At 66.1% G+C, this 15,453-nt stretch carries 15 protein-coding genes; 2 read left to right on the forward strand and 13 right to left on the reverse strand.

Annotated features, from left to right (window positions below):
• Window positions 1–46: 46 nt before the first annotated feature.
• From K8U54_RS12275 to K8U54_RS12315, 9 genes are read right to left on the reverse strand one after another with little or no spacing between them, the layout of a single operon-like run.
• Window positions 47–1,588 carry an HAL/PAL/TAL family ammonia-lyase gene (locus K8U54_RS12275; RefSeq protein ID WP_249906125.1) on the reverse strand — a complete coding sequence of 514 codons (1,542 nt, stop codon included), beginning with the start codon at window positions 1,586–1,588 and terminating at the stop codon, window positions 47–49.
• Complete coding sequence (locus K8U54_RS12280) at window positions 1,569–2,504, reverse strand: glycosyl transferase (protein WP_249906126.1); 936 nt, start codon at window positions 2,502–2,504, stop codon at window positions 1,569–1,571. The genes K8U54_RS12275 and K8U54_RS12280 overlap by 20 nt, the downstream gene beginning before the upstream one ends.
• Entirely contained in the window at window positions 2,504–3,247 is a 744-nt protein-coding gene (locus K8U54_RS12285) for a glycosyltransferase family 2 protein (RefSeq protein ID WP_249906127.1), read from the reverse strand. The genes K8U54_RS12280 and K8U54_RS12285 overlap by 1 nt, the downstream gene beginning before the upstream one ends.
• On the reverse strand, window positions 3,244–4,902 hold the full coding sequence (locus K8U54_RS12290; protein ID WP_249906128.1) for an acyl-CoA synthetase family protein: 1,659 nt from the start codon (window positions 4,900–4,902) through the stop codon (window positions 3,244–3,246). The genes K8U54_RS12285 and K8U54_RS12290 overlap by 4 nt, the downstream gene beginning before the upstream one ends.
• The gene (locus tag K8U54_RS12295) at window positions 4,899–5,444 is read right to left on the reverse strand and encodes a hypothetical protein (protein WP_249906129.1); all 546 of its coding nucleotides are present in this window, start codon (window positions 5,442–5,444) and stop codon (window positions 4,899–4,901) included. The genes K8U54_RS12290 and K8U54_RS12295 overlap by 4 nt, the downstream gene beginning before the upstream one ends.
• Complete coding sequence (locus K8U54_RS12300; protein ID WP_192422646.1) at window positions 5,441–5,698, reverse strand: acyl carrier protein; 258 nt, start codon at window positions 5,696–5,698, stop codon at window positions 5,441–5,443. Before K8U54_RS12300 ends, K8U54_RS12295 begins: the two co-directional genes overlap by 4 nt.
• Window positions 5,699–5,709: 11 nt before the next feature.
• Complete coding sequence (locus K8U54_RS12305) at window positions 5,710–5,970, reverse strand: phosphopantetheine-binding protein (RefSeq protein ID WP_070886005.1); 261 nt, start codon at window positions 5,968–5,970, stop codon at window positions 5,710–5,712.
• Window positions 5,951–6,760: a lysophospholipid acyltransferase family protein gene (locus tag K8U54_RS12310; protein WP_249906130.1), complete on the reverse strand. Its 810-nt coding sequence runs from the start codon at window positions 6,758–6,760 to the stop codon at window positions 5,951–5,953. Before K8U54_RS12310 ends, K8U54_RS12305 begins: the two co-directional genes overlap by 20 nt.
• Window positions 6,733–7,446 (reverse strand): beta-ketoacyl synthase chain length factor, encoded by a 714-nt coding sequence (locus K8U54_RS12315; protein ID WP_249906131.1) that lies wholly within the window; start codon window positions 7,444–7,446, stop codon window positions 6,733–6,735. Before K8U54_RS12315 ends, K8U54_RS12310 begins: the two co-directional genes overlap by 28 nt.
• A gap of 235 nt (window positions 7,447–7,681) precedes the next feature.
• Here K8U54_RS12315 and K8U54_RS12320 point away from each other — a divergent pair, with 235 nt between their 5' ends.
• Window positions 7,682–8,452, forward strand: a complete 771-nt coding sequence (locus tag K8U54_RS12320) for a ParA family protein (RefSeq protein WP_249906132.1) — start codon at window positions 7,682–7,684, stop codon at window positions 8,450–8,452.
• Between the two features lie 13 nt (window positions 8,453–8,465).
• Here the strand turns inward: K8U54_RS12320 and K8U54_RS12325 are convergent, their stop codons facing one another.
• Both K8U54_RS12325 and trxC read right to left on the reverse strand, forming a co-directional pair.
• Window positions 8,466–8,822: a universal stress protein gene (locus K8U54_RS12325; protein WP_249906133.1), complete on the reverse strand. Its 357-nt coding sequence runs from the start codon at window positions 8,820–8,822 to the stop codon at window positions 8,466–8,468.
• A 112-nt stretch (window positions 8,823–8,934) separates the two neighbouring features.
• On the reverse strand, window positions 8,935–9,369 hold the full coding sequence (gene trxC, locus K8U54_RS12330) for a thioredoxin TrxC (protein ID WP_249906134.1): 435 nt from the start codon (window positions 9,367–9,369) through the stop codon (window positions 8,935–8,937).
• A gap of 164 nt (window positions 9,370–9,533) precedes the next feature.
• Here trxC and K8U54_RS12335 point away from each other — a divergent pair, with 164 nt between their 5' ends.
• Complete coding sequence (locus tag K8U54_RS12335) at window positions 9,534–10,988, forward strand: alpha/beta hydrolase (RefSeq protein ID WP_249906135.1); 1,455 nt, start codon at window positions 9,534–9,536, stop codon at window positions 10,986–10,988.
• A gap of 151 nt (window positions 10,989–11,139) precedes the next feature.
• Here K8U54_RS12335 and K8U54_RS12340 read toward each other — a convergent pair whose 3' ends face one another.
• Both K8U54_RS12340 and K8U54_RS12345 read right to left on the reverse strand, forming a co-directional pair.
• Window positions 11,140–12,879: a BCCT family transporter gene (locus K8U54_RS12340; RefSeq protein WP_249906136.1), complete on the reverse strand. Its 1,740-nt coding sequence runs from the start codon at window positions 12,877–12,879 to the stop codon at window positions 11,140–11,142.
• A gap of 231 nt (window positions 12,880–13,110) precedes the next feature.
• The gene (locus K8U54_RS12345) at window positions 13,111–15,312 is read right to left on the reverse strand and encodes an OsmC domain/YcaO domain-containing protein (protein WP_249906137.1); all 2,202 of its coding nucleotides are present in this window, start codon (window positions 15,310–15,312) and stop codon (window positions 13,111–13,113) included.
• Window positions 15,313–15,453 lie beyond the last annotated feature (141 nt).

Below are 15,453 nucleotides of genomic sequence, written 5' to 3' on the forward strand. Positions count from 1 at the left end.
CCATGCCCGCGAATCGTGGGCATGGCCCACTCCCACACCAATCTGATCAGGCATACAGGCTCCAGTGCTGGGCGCGGATGCGTTGCAGGCACAGGCGCAGTTCGCCTTCCAGGGCGCGGTCCTCGAGCAGTGGCGGGAAGTCTTCGCCCAGTTGCCCGTGCATCTCGGCGAGGGCGGCCGGCAGCACGGTGGCTTCGGCGCGCCGGCGCAGCCACACGCCCTGGTTGGCGGCCAGCAGCGTGGCGGCCGCGACCTGCTCGGCCAGCTCCAGGCTGCGCAGGGCGTCGCGGGCGGCGATGGTGCCCATGCTCACCTTGTCCTGGTTGTGGCACTCGGTGGAGCGCGAGAACACGCTGGCCGGCAGGGTGTTCTTCAGGGCTTCGGCGGTCCAGGCGCTGGCGCCGATCTGCACGGCCTTGAAGCCGTGGTTGATCATCGCGGTTTCCACTGGCGCGCCGGACAGGTTGCTCGGCAGGCCGTGGTTGTAGCGGGTGTCGACCAGCAGGGCGAGCTGGCGGTCGAGCAGGTCGGCGAGGTTGCCGATCAGGTTCTTCAGGCTGTCCATGGCGAAGGCGATATGCCCGCCGTAGAAGTGCCCGCCGTGCAGCACACGCTCTTCGTCCGGGTCGATCAGCGGGTTGTCGTTGGCGCTGTTCAGCTCGTTCTCGATGAACTGGCGCAGCAGGCCCAGGCTGTCGGCCAGCACGCCGAGCACGTGGGGTGCGCAGCGGATCGAGTAGCGGTCCTGCAGGCGGTGCAGCGGCGCGGTCGGGGCGTCGATGGCCAGGTCCTGGCGGATCCATGCGGCCACCTGGTTCTGGCCCGGGTGCGGCTTGGCGGCGAACAGGCGCTCGTCGAAGTGCTCCGGGTTGCCCTGCAGGGCGACGACGTTGAGCGCGGTGATGCGCGTGGCCAGCTTGAGCAGATAGTCGGCACGGGAATAGGCCTGGCAGGCCAGGGCGGTCATCACCGCAGTGCCGTTCATCAGCGCCAGGGCTTCCTTGGGGCGCAGCACCAGGGGTGTCCAGCCCAGCTCGGCGTGCACCTCGGCAGCGCTGCGGCGCTTGCCGCGATACATCACCTCACGCTCGCCACACAGGGTTGCGGCGATGTAGGACAGCGGCGTCAGGTCGCCGCTGGCGCCCACCGAGCCTTCTTCCGGGATCAGCGGCAGCACGTCGTGGTCGAGAAACGCCTGCAGGCGTTCGAGCAGCTCCAGGCGCACGCCGGACATGCCCTGGCACAGCGACTGCAAACGCGCGGCCAGCACGGCGCGGGTGGCCTGCTCGTCGAGCAGCTTGCCCAGGCCGCAGCCGTGGAAGGTGTACAGGTGACGCGGCAGCGCCTCGACCTGATGCAGCGGCACGGCCACCACGCAGGAGTCGCCATAGCCGGTGGTGATGCCGTAGATCATGCCTTCGCGGTCCAGCAGGCTGTCGACGAAGCGCGCACCGCGGGCGATGCGCTCGCGCCATGCAGGGCTCTCGTCCAGCGCGCCGCGCACGGTGCGCTGGGCCAGGCTGACGATCTGCTCGAGACGCAGCGGCTGCGCGCCGAAGGTCACGGTTTCAGGCTGCTGTGTTGTCATGGTCGTTCCAGAACGGATAGAAGTTGAACCACTGCTGCGGGGCTTGCAGGCAGCGTCCGGCGAGGTGATCGGCATAGCGTTGCGCCCAACCCTGGATCACCGCATCGCGCTCGCTGCGCTTCCAGCGCACGGCGTCGGTGAAGGGTTGCAGCATGACCCGATAGCGGCCGTCGATCTTCAGGCAGTCGATCAGGTTGACCGGGCACTGCAGCAGCCCGGCCAGTAGCCAGGGGCCTTGCGGCAGGGGCGCCGAGTGGCCGAGGAAATTCACCTCGACGGTGCGCTCGCCATGCAGCGGCACACGGTCGCCGGCGATCGCCAGCCACTCGCCGCGCTCCAGGTGCTCGGCCAGGCGCATCATCACCGCAGGGTCTAGCTCGCTGACCTGGATCAGCCGCAGGTTGCTCGCACCGCTTTCCTTGAGCAGGCGGTTGAACTGCTCGGCGTGGCGGGTGTGCACCAGCACGTTCATGCGCACTTCGGCGCTCAGCTCGGCCAGGGCGCGGCACACCTCGAGGTTGCCCAGGTGGGCGCCGACCAGCAGCTGCCCGCGGTTGCCACTCATCTGGTCATGCAGGCCATGGGGGTCGACCAGCTCGACGTCGCTCAGCTTGAGGCGTGCGCTCCACACGTCGAGCTTGTCGAGCAGGCTGTCGGCGAAGGCCATGAACTGGGCGAATACCGAGCGACGGGTCGGGCGCAGCTCGGCGCGCGCGCTCCAGCTCGCCAGGTTGTGCTGGTATTGATGGATGCTGCGCCGAGCCTTGGCGCCGAACAGGAAGAAGTAGGCAACGATCAGGTACAGCAGCGGACTCAGCGCCCGGCGGCCCAGGTGACGGGCGGCCAGGGCGGTGAGCTTCATCAGGGCGAAGCTGCCACGCTCGCGCTGGCCGGCCCAGTGGCGGGAGCGATCCATCAGCGCCACCGCCGGTACAAGAGCCACGGCGCGCGGCAGAGCATGCCGAAGAACAGCCGGGCGTGCATTTTCGAGATCAGCACGTTGTCCTGCCAGAGGCGAAAGTGCGAGACGCCGTCTTCGGGGTAGTGCACGCGGGTCGGCAGCCAGCGCATCGGCTGCCCGCGCCAGGAAAGACGCACGAGGATTTCCGAGTCGAAGTCCATGCGTTTGCCGAGACTCGCCGAGTCGATCAACGCCACGCTGGCGGCCAGCGGGTAGACCCGGAAGCCGCACATGGAGTCGCGGATCTCGAGCGACAGGCTGTTGATCCACACCCATACATGGGTCAGGTAGCGCGCGTACAGGCGACCCTTGGGCACGCTGGCGTCGTACTGCGGATAGCCGCAGACGATGGCCTCGGGATGGACGCGGGATTCGTCGAGAAAGCCGCGCACCGCCTGCAGGTCGTGCTGGCCGTCGGCGTCCACCTGCAGGGCGTGGGTGAAACCCAGGCGCTGGGCTTCACGCAGGCCGGCCATCACCGCGCCGCCCTTGCCCTGGTTCTCGGCCAGGCGCAGCAGGTGGGTGTCGGCCTCGCCAGCCAGGCTGTCTATCACCGCGGCGCATGCCGGGCTGGAGGCGTCGTCGACCAGCAGGCACGGCAGGCCCAGGGCCTGCAGGCTGGCGACCACGCCGGGTAGCGGCCCTTCGTGGTTGTACACCGGGATCAGCGCGCAGGGGCGGTGCTGCAAGCCGCTCATGGCGCCGCCTTGAGCAGAATGCGCCCGGACGAGCAGTTGGCTTCGCCGCTGCGAAAGGTGAAGTACAGCTTGCTGCGCTCGGCGTCGAAACGCAGGGTCAGCTGCAGGCGGTCGCCAGGGCGCACCAGCTGCTGGAACTTGAGCACTTCCATGCCGCCGAACAGCGGCGGCAGGTCGTTGATCAGCTCGCGAGCCAGTTGCTGGGCCCAGTCGATCTGCACCACGCCCGGCAGCACCGGGGTGCCGGGAAAGTGGCCGCTGAAGTGCGCCAGATCCAGGGGCACGTCCAGTTCCAGGTACCATTCGCCGCCTTCTTCCCGGGCGCTGGCCGGCTCGACCCGGGTCGGGCGGGCGGCGGCCAGCAGCTCGTTCACCTGGGCCTGGCCCAGCTTGCCCTGGCTGCTGTACGGCAGGTGCGGCAGCAGGCGCCAGCGGCGCGGCAGGGCGATGGCCTCGCAGTGGCCGGCCAGGTGCTGGCGCAGGCCTTCGGTCAGGTGCCGACGACCCTGGTTACGTAGCGTGTGCAGGCCTTCCGGGGACAATGCGACCAGCGCGCCAAGAAAGGCGCGGCCCTGTTGCAGCACGCCCAGGCGCGCCTCGTTGACCCAGGCGTGCTGGGCCAGGGCCTGTTCGAGCAGGGGCAGGGAAATACGTTTTTCTTCCAGTTTGACGATGCGATCCAGGCGCGCGCCGAGGGTGAAGCGGCCGTCGGCGTCGATCTGCACGGCGTCGGCCATCTGTTCCCAGTGCCCAGCCGGCAGGTAGGACGAGCTCAGGCGCAGGGCACCTTCTTCGTTGACCGCGAGCTGCACACCGGCGAACGGCTGCCAGTGCTGACCGCCCTGGCGCCAGCCGATGCCGCCGGTTTCCGAGCTGCCGTAGATTTCCGTCGGCCACTGGCCCAGGCGCTCGTGCACCGAGGCGGCGGCGTCGGCCGGCAGGGCGCCGCCGGAGGAGAACACCTGACGCACGCGGCTCAGGGCCACCCAGTCGAGGTTGTCGCCCATGCGCTTGAGCAGCGCCGGGCTGGTGATCCAGGCAAAGCTCGGGTGCGGCAGGCTGGCCAGCTGCAGGTCTTCGGGAAACGGCTGGGCCTTGGGCAGGAACACGCGGCCGGCGCACAACGGCCAGAGCACGCGGAACAGCAGGCCGTAGATGTGTTGCGCGGCCACGCTGCCGATGATCAGCGCATCGCCGAGGCGCTCGCCCCACAGCGCTTCCAGCGCCTGTACTTCGTTGGCCAACTGGCCGAGGCGCTTGTCGATCAGCTTGGGCTCGCCGCTGGAGCCCGAGGTGCACAGGGTCAGGCGGCAGCGCTCGCGGTCCAGCCGCTTGGCGGTCAGTGGTGGGGTGGTGATCGAATCGTCGAGCTGCTCGACCCACAGGTCGACCTGGGCGCCCAGGCGCTGGCGGGTCTGCGGCTGGGCATCGGCGGGCAGCAGCACCTGGATGTCCGCCTGCCAGGCGGCGAGCAGGGCGATGGCCAGCTCGGCGGCGTCCTGCAGGTGCAGGGCGACGCGCTGCACACCGGCTGCCTGCCAGTGGGCGGCCAGGCTCAGGGCTCGTTGGCAGAACTCGGCATGGTCGAGCTCGGGCGTCACCTGGCGGCTGGCATCAGGGGCCAGCAGCAGGTCTTCGAGGTTCAGCCAGCTCATGCGGTTCTCCTTACACGTTGACGTACCAACCATTCGCCGGCGAATAGCAGGCCCATCAGGAGGTAGGAAATCAGCCCGGTGTACAGCGCCCACCAGGACAGCGGCGCCCACAGGTTCAGGGCCACCACCAGCAGACCGTTGGTGAGCATGAAGATGGCCCACACTTCGGTGACCCGGCGGGTGTAGCGCACCGCCACCGGGGGCAGCTCGGGCTCGCGCAGGCGGGCCAGGCGTTCGGCCATCGGCATGCCAATCTTCAGGCTGCTGGCGAACAGCAGGCCCAGCAGCAGACTGACCAGCACCGGGTACCAGCGCAGCAGCGCCGGCTCGTCGGCCAGTGCCAGCAGCAGGCAGAACACCAGTACGGCGCCGGTCATGCGCCGGCTGTTGCGATCACCCGGGTTGCTGAGCAACCGTGCCAGCCAAAGGCCGCCGAGCAGGGCGGCGAACAGCGTCGGTGACAGGTGGCCGGCGCCGAAGTACACGGCGAATGGGTAGGCCACACTGACCAGGGCGACCAGCAGGCCGAACAGACGGCTCATGCCGGGTCCGCGTTGACCATCTGGTACACCGCCTCGACCACGTCGCCCACGGTGCGCACCGTCTTGAACGCTTCGGCAGCAATCTTCTTGCCGGTCTGGCGCTTGATGTGGTCGATCAGGTCGACGGCGTCGATGCTGTCGATTTCCAGGTCTTCGTAGAGGTTGGCGTCCAGGCTGATGCGCTCGGGGCTCAGTTCGAACAGCTCAACCAGGGCGTCGCGCAAGGTGGCGAAGATTTCCTCACGGGTTTGCATGGTCATCGTCCTCAGGCTGCCTGGCGGCTGGCAACGAAGGCAGCGAGGCTGGCGACGTTGGCGAAATGGGTGCGGGTGTCCTTGGCTTCGGCGTCGATCTTGATGCCGAACCGTTTCTGGATCGCCAGGCCGAGCTCCAGGGCATCGACCGAGTCCAGGCCCAGGCCCTCGCCGAACAGGGTCAGGTCGTCGTCGATGTCCTGAGCGGTGACGTCCTCGAGGCCCAGGGAGTCGATGATCAGGTTCTTGATCTCAAGCTGTAGAGCGCTCATCTTTGGCGAGCTCCTGTATGAAATGCTGATGCAGATGATCGTTGAGTTTGCGCGACGCGACCGGCGCCGCGCCCATGGCGGCGAAGCGAGCCGGGTCGATGTCGTCGCCGACGCGCAGGCGGATATGGAAGCGCCGCGCGGGAATGCGGTACCAGGGCTCGGCCTTGGTCAGGGTGGTGGGCGACACGCTGATCACCACGGGGGTGATCAGCCGCGCGCCGCGCAGGGCAATGGCCGCCGCGCCGCGGTGAAATTCCGGCGCCTGGCCGGGCGTGGTGCGCGTGCCTTCCGGGAAGATCACCAGGGTCTGGCCCTGCTGCAGCGCGCCGGCGGCCTCGTCGAGCATGTCCATGCTGCCGCTGTTGCTGATGTAGCCCGCCGAACGGATCGGCCCGCGCATGCAGGGGTTGTTCCACAGGCTCTGTTTGACCACGCAGTTGGTATCGCGGGTGAAGGCGATGGTCACCACCACGTCGATCAGCGAGGGGTGGTTGGCTATGATCATCTGCCCAGGGCGACCGAGGCGCTCGGCGCCTTCCACTTCGTAGGTGAGCACCCCGCTGCGGTACATGAATTCGACGAAGGTGCGAAAGGTCAGGCTGACCACGCGCCGGGCGCGGCGCTGGTGGGCGGCGGCGTCGCCGGGCAACAGCGACAGCACCGGGAACACCAGGATGCGCAGCAGCACGCCGCCGATACCGAACAGCGTGAAGCTGGCCGCCGTGGCGATCAGCCGCCACCAGTAGGGCGGGCTGTAGCGTTTCACAGGCTTTTGCGTGACCAGGTCCATTGACGCTCTTTCCAGGTATGTTGGAGGGCGGCGCTGTGCAGGCACAGGCTCTGGATCAGGTTCAGCGGGTGCGGCCATGCCGCTCGCGGGCCTTGCCCGTGGTGCAGGGCCAGGCTCCAGTCATCGCCGGGCGTCAGCAGCAGGGCCAGCGCATAGGGGAACGGCACATCGTCGATGAACGGCGCATAGGGCAGCGGCTGGGCGTCCTCACCGATCACCAGCAGCACGGCTGGCGCGCCCTCGGCGAGAAAGGTCAGGGCTTCGAGCATGGCCATTTCCAGGCCGTCGGCTTCGCCGGCCAGGGCGGTCATCTCGCTGGTATCGCCACGCATGATCGACCATTGGCCGATAATCGCATTGTGCACAGAAAGGCTGAACTGTGTCGGCGACAGCGGTTCTCTTACTGCAAGTTCCTTGAGGATGGCCAGGTTGCGTGGGGTCTCGCCATGCCGCGAAACGAACACCAGAGGCAGTGCCGAATGCCCTTCGGCCAATGGCCAGGCGACCTGGAACACCATGCGCGCCAGGCGGCTCAGGCGGCGGCGCTGCAGGGCGGGGAGAAAACCGACATCCGGCTGCTCACCGCCATCGAGCAGGCGTTCGGGTGCCTTGCTCCAGGCGAGCCAGTCATCCGTACTGTCCAGGCCGGGAGCCCAGGCACGCCATTGATCGATCCTGAAATGCATCTGTAGATGAAACTCTGCTTGGCCCGCCGGGCATTTCCTTGTCTGTACGACTGTCCTGTGCGACAAGAGCCTTGTCGATGGGGAGCGATGCTGCGCCCGGCATTATCCGGGTGATGGCAAGGGGCCGCAAACATTAAGTAGCGATTTTCTGATGGATGACCCGTTTCGCTTGCCACTCGCGACTGTCATCGAGTTTTGCCTAGTATCAATGTACTAGTGGAGAGTGGAGGTTCGAATGAGGCGCGTGGTTTTCAATCAGAAAGGCGGGGTGGGCAAGTCGAGCATTGCCTGCAATCTGGCTGCGGTCAGTGCGTCGCAAGGGTACCGAACGCTGCTGGTCGATCTCGATGCCCAGGGCAACTCGTCTCACTACCTGACCGGGCTGACCGGCGACGACATCCCCATGGGTATCGCCGACTTCTTCAAGCAGACGCTGTCCAGCGGGCCGTTTGCCAAGAAGGGCAAGGTGGATATCTACGAAACGCCCTTCGACAACCTGCACGTGATCACCGCCACCGCCGAGTTGGCCGAACTGCAGCCCAAGCTGGAGCAGAAACACAAGATCAACAAGCTGCGCAAACTGCTCGAGGAGTTGGCCGAAGACTACGAACAGATCTACCTGGATACCCCGCCGGCGCTGAATTTCTACACGGTTTCCGCATTGATCGCCGCCGATCGCGTGCTGATTCCCTTCGACTGCGACACCTTCTCGCGCAATGCCCTGTACGGCCTGCTGCGCGAGATCGAGGAGCTGAAGGAAGACCACAACGAGGACCTGCAGGTCGAGGGTATCGTGGTCAACCAGTTCCAACCCCGCGCCTCGCTGCCTCAGCAGTTGCTCGACGAGCTGGTGGCCGAGGGCCTGCCGGTGCTGCCGGTCAACCTGATGAGTTCGGTGAAGATGCGCGAATCCCACCAGGCCTGCATGCCGCTGATCTACCTCGACCCGCGGCACAAGCTGACCCAGCAGTACATCGAACTGCACGATCTGTTGCAGCGCGGCTGACCGCGGGCGGTCCCTAGCGCACCACGAACACGTCGCACGGCGCCTTGTGCAGGAAGTGCTGGGCCAGGATGCCGAGCAGCGCCTGGCTCAGGGCGCCACGACCGTGGCTGCCGAGCACCAGCAGATCACTGCCGCGGGCCCTGAGCTGCTCCTGCAGGCAGCGCAGGATGCCGCCTTGGTGCACGGCGTGGCTGATGCTGTTGTCCAGCACCTGCCGCGCCTGGTCGTGGGCCTGCTCGCTTCCGGCCGGGTCGAGCACGTGCAGCACGCTCAGGCGCGCGCCGTGCTGCTGCGCCAATTGCGTCGCCCGGTGCAGCGCCAGGTCGGCGGTGCCGCGCAGGTTGTGGGCGATCAGAATGTGCTTGAGCATGGCGCCTCCCGCCTTGCTGCCATCGGGCTTTGCGCCGCGATGATCCTTCCATGGATTAGTTGGCTTGCTGATCGCTGGCAAGGCCAGATGTCGCTGGCGTGGCGCGTGGCCTTCAGACGCCCTGGGCGTTCAGCCAGGCGAGCAGCTGTGGCAGCGGCAGCGCGCCGCTTTGGCGGGCGACTTCCCGACCGCCCTGAAACAGGATCAGGCTGGGGATCGAGCGGATGCCCAGTTGCGCGGCCAGTTGCTGGTTGGCCTCGCTGTCCAGCTTGCCCAGCCGGCAGCGGGTACGCAGTTCGTCCGCCGCCTGGGCGAAGGTCGGCGCGAAGCTGCGGCACGGGCCGCACCAGGCGGCCCATACATCGACCAGCAACGGCAGGTCGCCCTTGAGCTGGCGGGCGTAGTTGCCCTGGTCGAGCTCGAACGGCGTACCCGGCAGCACCTCGGCCTTGCAATGGCCACAGCGCGGCGCCTCGCCCAGGCGTGCACGGGGAAGGCGATTGAGGCTGCTGCAACGGGGGCAGGGGATGATCGCTGAGTCGCTCATGACGGGCTCCGAACCGAACAATATCGACCCGAAGCCTATGGGCTGTGGCGCGCCATCGCAAGGCGCGCGCAATAGCGCAAGGTTCAGCATCGCGGACGGCACCAGCGCTTTTGCCGGGCGAAACGTTATGATGAGTCGTTTGCGATGGTCGCGGAGGGGCGAGCATGAAGGCGGTGAAAAAAGCGATTCGCCTGGGCGGCCTGGTGATGGCGGTGATCGCGCTGACCTTTTTCGCCCTGCGCATCTACGACGCCCATAACAAGCCGGATCTCGGCCCCTGGCACACCTTCGTGCCCCGGGAACTGAGCGCCGACGAACTCGACGCCGCCAGTTGGCAGGACTACCTGCTGGCCGAACAGGCGCTGTTCGCGGCGCTGCCCGGCAAGGTCTACCAACGCCTGGACGATGCCGAGCGGGTGCCGGACAACCGCTATTTCGCCGACAGCCCGCTCAACGCCTCGCGCTTCGAATGGGACTGGAACCGCTCCTACGTGCTGGAGCCCGAGGGCAAGCCGAAGGGCGCCGCGGTGATGCTGCACGGCCTGACCGATTCGCCCTACAGCCTGCGGCATATCACCAGGCTGTATCGCGATGCCGGCTTCGTGGTGGTCGGCCTGCGCCTGCCTGGGCATGGCACCACGCCTGGCGCGCTGACCAGCGTGACCTGGCAGCAGTGGCTGGCCGCTACCCGTATGGCGGTGCGCGAGGCTCAGCGGCTGATCGAGCCGGGTGAGGAGCTGCAATTGGTCGGCTATTCCGCTGGTGGCGGCCTGGCGCTCAAGTACGCCCTCGATGCCCTGGGCAACGGGGAGATGGCGCGCCCCACGCGCCTGACCCTGATTTCGCCGATGATCGGTGTGGCCGGCTACGCCCGTTTCGCCGGATTGGCCGGGTTGCCGGCGGTGTTCCCGGCGTTCGCCAAGGCCGCCTGGCTGGACGTGCTGCCCGAGTACAACCCGTTCAAGTACAACTCCTTCGCCCTCAATGCGGCGCGCCAGTCCTACCTGTTCACCAGCGCCCTGCAGGAGCAGATCGCCGTGCTGGCTGGGCGCAATGCCCTGGGGGAGCTGGCCCCGGTGCTGACCTTCCAGTCGTTGGTCGATTACACGGTGAGCACCCCGGCCGTGGTCGAGGGCCTGTACCGCCACCTGCCGGCCAACGGCAGCGAGCTGGTGCTGTTCGACCTCAACCGTTTCGTCGACTTCGGGCCTCTGCTTGGTGCCCACGCCAAGTCGCCGCATGACCTGCTACCCGCCGCGCCGCGCCGTTACCGCACCACGCTGATCGGCAACCTATCACCCGCAACCCTGGACGCCGCCGCGCGCTCTACCGAAGCCGGCGCCACCGAGGAGCAGCTCATGCCCATCGGGCTGGCCTTCCCCCGGGAAGTCTTCTCGCTGTCCCACGTCGCCCTGCCATTTCCGCTGAGCGATTCGCTGTACGGGCTGCAGCCTGATGAACCGGAGGATTACGGCGTGCACCTCGGCGCGCTGTCGGTGCGTGGCGAGCGCGGTGTGCTGCTGGTGAGCATGGAGGCGCTGCAGCGGGTGACCTCGAACCCGTTCTATCCCTACATGATCGAGCGGATGCGTGAGCATGGGCGATTGCGGGCGTATTAGCTGATTTATGGAGAAATGCGATCTCCCTGTGGGAGCGGGCGGGGACGCCTAGGCCATGCCCGCGAATTCGTGCGCATGGCGCGCTCCCACTATTACGGCGTTAACCTCGACTCCCGCGTTCAGCCATTTATCTGTGCCCTGGAGCAGGGTATCAAGCGTTCGGCTGCCTCTCGGCTGCCTCGCCCTTGTCCTTCTTCTCCTTGACCACGAAGTAGAACTCTTCGCCGTGCTTCACCGCGCCGTAGAGCACCGCCTTCTCGATCAGCTCGCTGCCGCGCAGGTCGCGCAGCATCATCGGGTCCTTGCGCAGGTCGCGGTACAGGGCGATGCACAGCAGGGCCATCACCACCACGAAGGGCAGCGCCACCACGATGGTCAGGTTCTGCAGGCCGGTCAATGCCGCACCTGGATCGCGTGGATCGCCGATGGCCAGCATGATCGCGGCCACCGCGCCGGTCAGCGCGCCCCAGAAGATCATGGTGCCGCGCGATGGCTCGGTGGTGCCGTGTTCGGACAGCGTGCCCATCACCAGTGACGCCGCGTCGGCACCGGAGACGAAGAAGATGCCCACCAGGACCATCACCAGTACCGAGGTGACCGAGATGAAGGGGTAGCTTTCCAGCAGTTCATAGAGGGCGACATTGCTGTCCACCGCGCCATTGGTCAGGGTGAACACACCTTCGCGCAACGCGTCGATACCGGCGCCGCCGAAGATCACGAACCACACCAGGCTGACCAGGCTCGGCACCAGCAGCACACCGGTGACGAACTGGCGAATGGTGCGGCCGCGGCTGATGCGGGCAATGAACATGCCCACGAAGGGCGTCCAGGAAATCCACCAGGCCCAGTAGAACACCGTCCAGCTGGACAGCCAGCTGTCCATGCTGTCGCCGCCGCTGGCATTGGTGCGCGCCATCATTTCCGGCAGCAGGTTGATGTAGTCGCCCAGGGAGGTCGGCAGCAGGTTGAGCATCAGCAGGGTCGGCCCGGCGATGAACACGAAGGCGGCCAGCAGCAGGGCCAGCGCCATGTTGGTGTTGGACAGCCACTGGATACCCTTGTCGATGCCGGACACCGCCGAGGCCACGAAGGCCACGGTCAGCAGGGTGATCAGGCCGATATAGAACAGCTTGCCGGGCTGCTCGACCCAGCCGTTGTACTCCAGCCCGCCGGCGATCTGCAGCGCGCCGAGGCCCAGCGAGGCGGCCGAGCCGAACAGCGTGGCGAAGATCGCCATCATGTCGATGGCGCGGCCGATGGGGCCGTTGGCGTGCTCGCCCATCAGCGGCCGAAAGGCGGCGGATATCAGCTGCGAGCGGCCGCGGCGAAAGGTGCCGTAGGCGATCGCCAGGCCGACGATGGCATACATCGCCCAGGGATGCAGGCTCCAGTGAAACAGCGTGGTGGCCATGGCCACCTGCATGGCGGCATTGGTCTGCGCCTCGGCGGTGCCCGGCGGCGGGCTCACGTAATGGGACAGCGGCTCGGCCACGCCAAAGAACATCAGGCCGATGCCCATGCCGGCGCTGAACATCATGGCGATCCATGACGTGGTGCGAAATTCCGGCCCCTCGCCGTCCTTGCCGAGGGGAATCTTGCCGTAGCGACTGGCCGCCAGCCACAGCACGAAGACCACGAAGATCGTCGAGGTGAGCACGAAGAACCAGCCGAAATTGACGATGACCCAGGACTGCGCCGTGGCGGCGTTCTTCGCCAGGCTGGCCTGGTTGAGAAAGCCCCAGGCCACGAAGGCCAGGGCCAGCAGGCTGGTGAAGCCGAACACGATCCAGTCCAGCTTGCCTTCCAGATAACGGTCGCGCCTGGCCTCCTCCGTCTGCGACGGGTCGGTGATACCAAGCTCCGGTGTTTCAATATTGCCTTGCATTGCCATGGCTGCTGGGTGCCCTCTATGGGTTCTTGTTGGTCTCGTCACGCAAGTTGAGGCATGCCCTGGCCTGTCGCGCTTGCACGGTGCGCGCGAGTTCGCGTGAACGATGATGCGTACCCACCATCCGCTGGCCCTGTCTGTTAACGCCCCGCGCCGTTCTCGTAGCGACCTTTGGGGGGCGCGAAAACGCAGAAAGCACCCGAAGGTGCTTTCTCGTTGGCGCGTTCGGCTGGCCTATTGGTTGGCAAGGCCTGCCGCTCTGGCGCGCGCCGCGTGCAGTTTCCTGTAGCTGTCGATCAGGCGCTGGTGCTTGTCCAGGCCCTCCAGTTTCATGCTGGTGGGCGTCAGGCCGGAGAAACGCACGCTGCCGTGCACCGAGCCGATCGCGGCATCGATGCGTTCGCTGCCGAACATGCGCCGCAGGTTGTGCTCGAAGTTGGCCAGCTCCAGCTCGTCGTCCAGCTGGATCTCCAGTACCGCGTTGACCGCCTGGTAGAACAGGCCGCGTTCGACGGTGTTGTCGTTGTACTGCAGGAAGGCCTCGACCAGTTCCTTGGTGTCGTCGTACTTGTTCAGCGCCAGGTTGATCAGCAGCTTCAGCTCGAGAATGGTCAGCTGGCCCCACACCGTGTTGTCGTCGAACTCGATGCCGATCAGCGTGCTGATGTCGGTGTAGTCGTCGACCTCGATATTGTTGAGGTTGCGCAGCAGCGACTTGAGCTCGCGGTCGCTCAGGGTGTGCAGGTTGAGGATGTCCTTGCGAAACAGCAGGGCCTTGTTGGTGTTGTCCCAGACCAGGTCCTCGACCGGATAGATCTCCGAGTAGCCGGGCACGAGGATGCGGCAGGCGTTGGCGCCGAGGTCGTCATAGGTGGCTACGTAGACCTCCTTGCCCATGTCCTCGAGGATACCGAACAGGGTCGCGGCTTCCTGCTCGTTGGAGTCGGCGCCCTCGCCGGAGAAATCCCACTCGACGAAGTCGAAGTCGGCCTTGGCGCCGAAGAAGCGCCAGGACACCACACCGCTGGAGTCGATGAAGTGCTCGACGAAGTTGTTCGGCTCGGTCAGCGCCAGACTGTCGAAGGTCGGTTGCGGCAGGTCGTTGAGGCCCTCGAAGCTGCGCCCCTGCAGCAGCTCGGTGAGGCTGCGCTCCAGGGCCACTTCCAGGCTCGGGTGGGCGCCGAAGGAGGCGAACACGCCGCCGGTACGCGGATTCATCAAAGTCACGCACATCACCGGGAATTCACCGCCCAGGGAGGCGTCCTTGACCAGCACCGGGAAGCCTTGTTCTTCCAGGCCCTGGATGCCGGCGACGATGCCCGGGTACTTGGCCAGCACCTCCTGCGGCACATCCGGCAGGCACAGCTCGCCTTCGAGGATCTCGCGCTTCACCGCCCGCTCGAAGATCTCCGACAGGCACTGCACCTGGGCCTCGGCCAGGGTATTGCCGGCGCTCATGCCGTTGGACAGGTACAGGTTCTCGATCAGGTTGGAAGGGAAATACACCGTCTGGCCATCGCTCCTGCGCACGAAGGGCAGCGAACAGATGCCGCGCAGGGTGTTGCCCGAGTTGGTGTCGTACAGGTGCGAGCCACGCAGTTCGCCATCCGGGTTGTAGATGGCCAGGCAATGCGCGTCGAGGATCTCCTCGGGTAGTGCGTCCTTCGGGCCCGGCTTGAACCAGCGCTCGTTCGGGTAGTGGACGAACTCGGCAGCGGCGACGTCCTCGCCCCAGAACTGGTCGTTGTAGAAGAAGTTGCAGTTCAGCCGCTCGATGAACTCGCCCAGGGCCGAGGCCAGGGCGCTTTCCTTGGTCGAACCCTTGCCGTTGGTGAAGCACAGGTTCGACTGCGCATCACGGATATGCAGCGACCAGACGTTGGGCACGATATTGCGCCAGGAGGCGATCTCGATCTTCATCCCCAGATCCGCGAGGATGCCCGACATGTTGGCGATGGTCTGCTCCAGCGGCAGATCCTTGCCCGGGATATAGGTGGTGGTATCGGACACCGGCATCAGCAGCGCCTGGGCATCAGCGTCGAGGTTGTCGACTTCCTCGATGATGAACTCGGGGCCTTGCTGCACCACCTTCTTCACCGTGCAGCGGTCGATGGAGCGCAGAATGCCCAGGCGATCCTTCTCGGAGATATCGGCGGGCAGCTCCACCTGGATCTTGAAGATCTGCGCGTAGCGGTTCTCCGGGTCGACGATATTGTTCTGCGACAGGCGGATATTCTCGGTGGGAATGTCCCGCGTCTGGCAGTAAAGCTTGACGAAGTACGCCGCGCACAGCGCCGAGGAAGCCAGGAAATAGTCGAACGGCCCCGGCGCCGAGCCATCGCCCTTGTAGCGAATCGGCTGATCGGCGATCACCGTGAAGTCGTCGAACTTGGCTTCGAGGCGAAGGTTGTCGAGAAAGTTGACCTTGATTTCCATGGAGCGGCACCGGCAAGCAAACGAATGGCCGGCATTATCCGGGTTTTCGCGGGGAAGTCTCGTGCGGGGTCTGGATGGCAGCTGAGTGGTGGCCCCTTGGTCGAATACCTCGAAAAGCCGCTTTACTGAGAATTCCTGTGC

This window comes from Pseudomonas fulva (assembly GCF_023517795.1).
Lineage (GTDB): Bacteria > Pseudomonadota > Gammaproteobacteria > Pseudomonadales > Pseudomonadaceae > Aquipseudomonas > Aquipseudomonas fulva_D.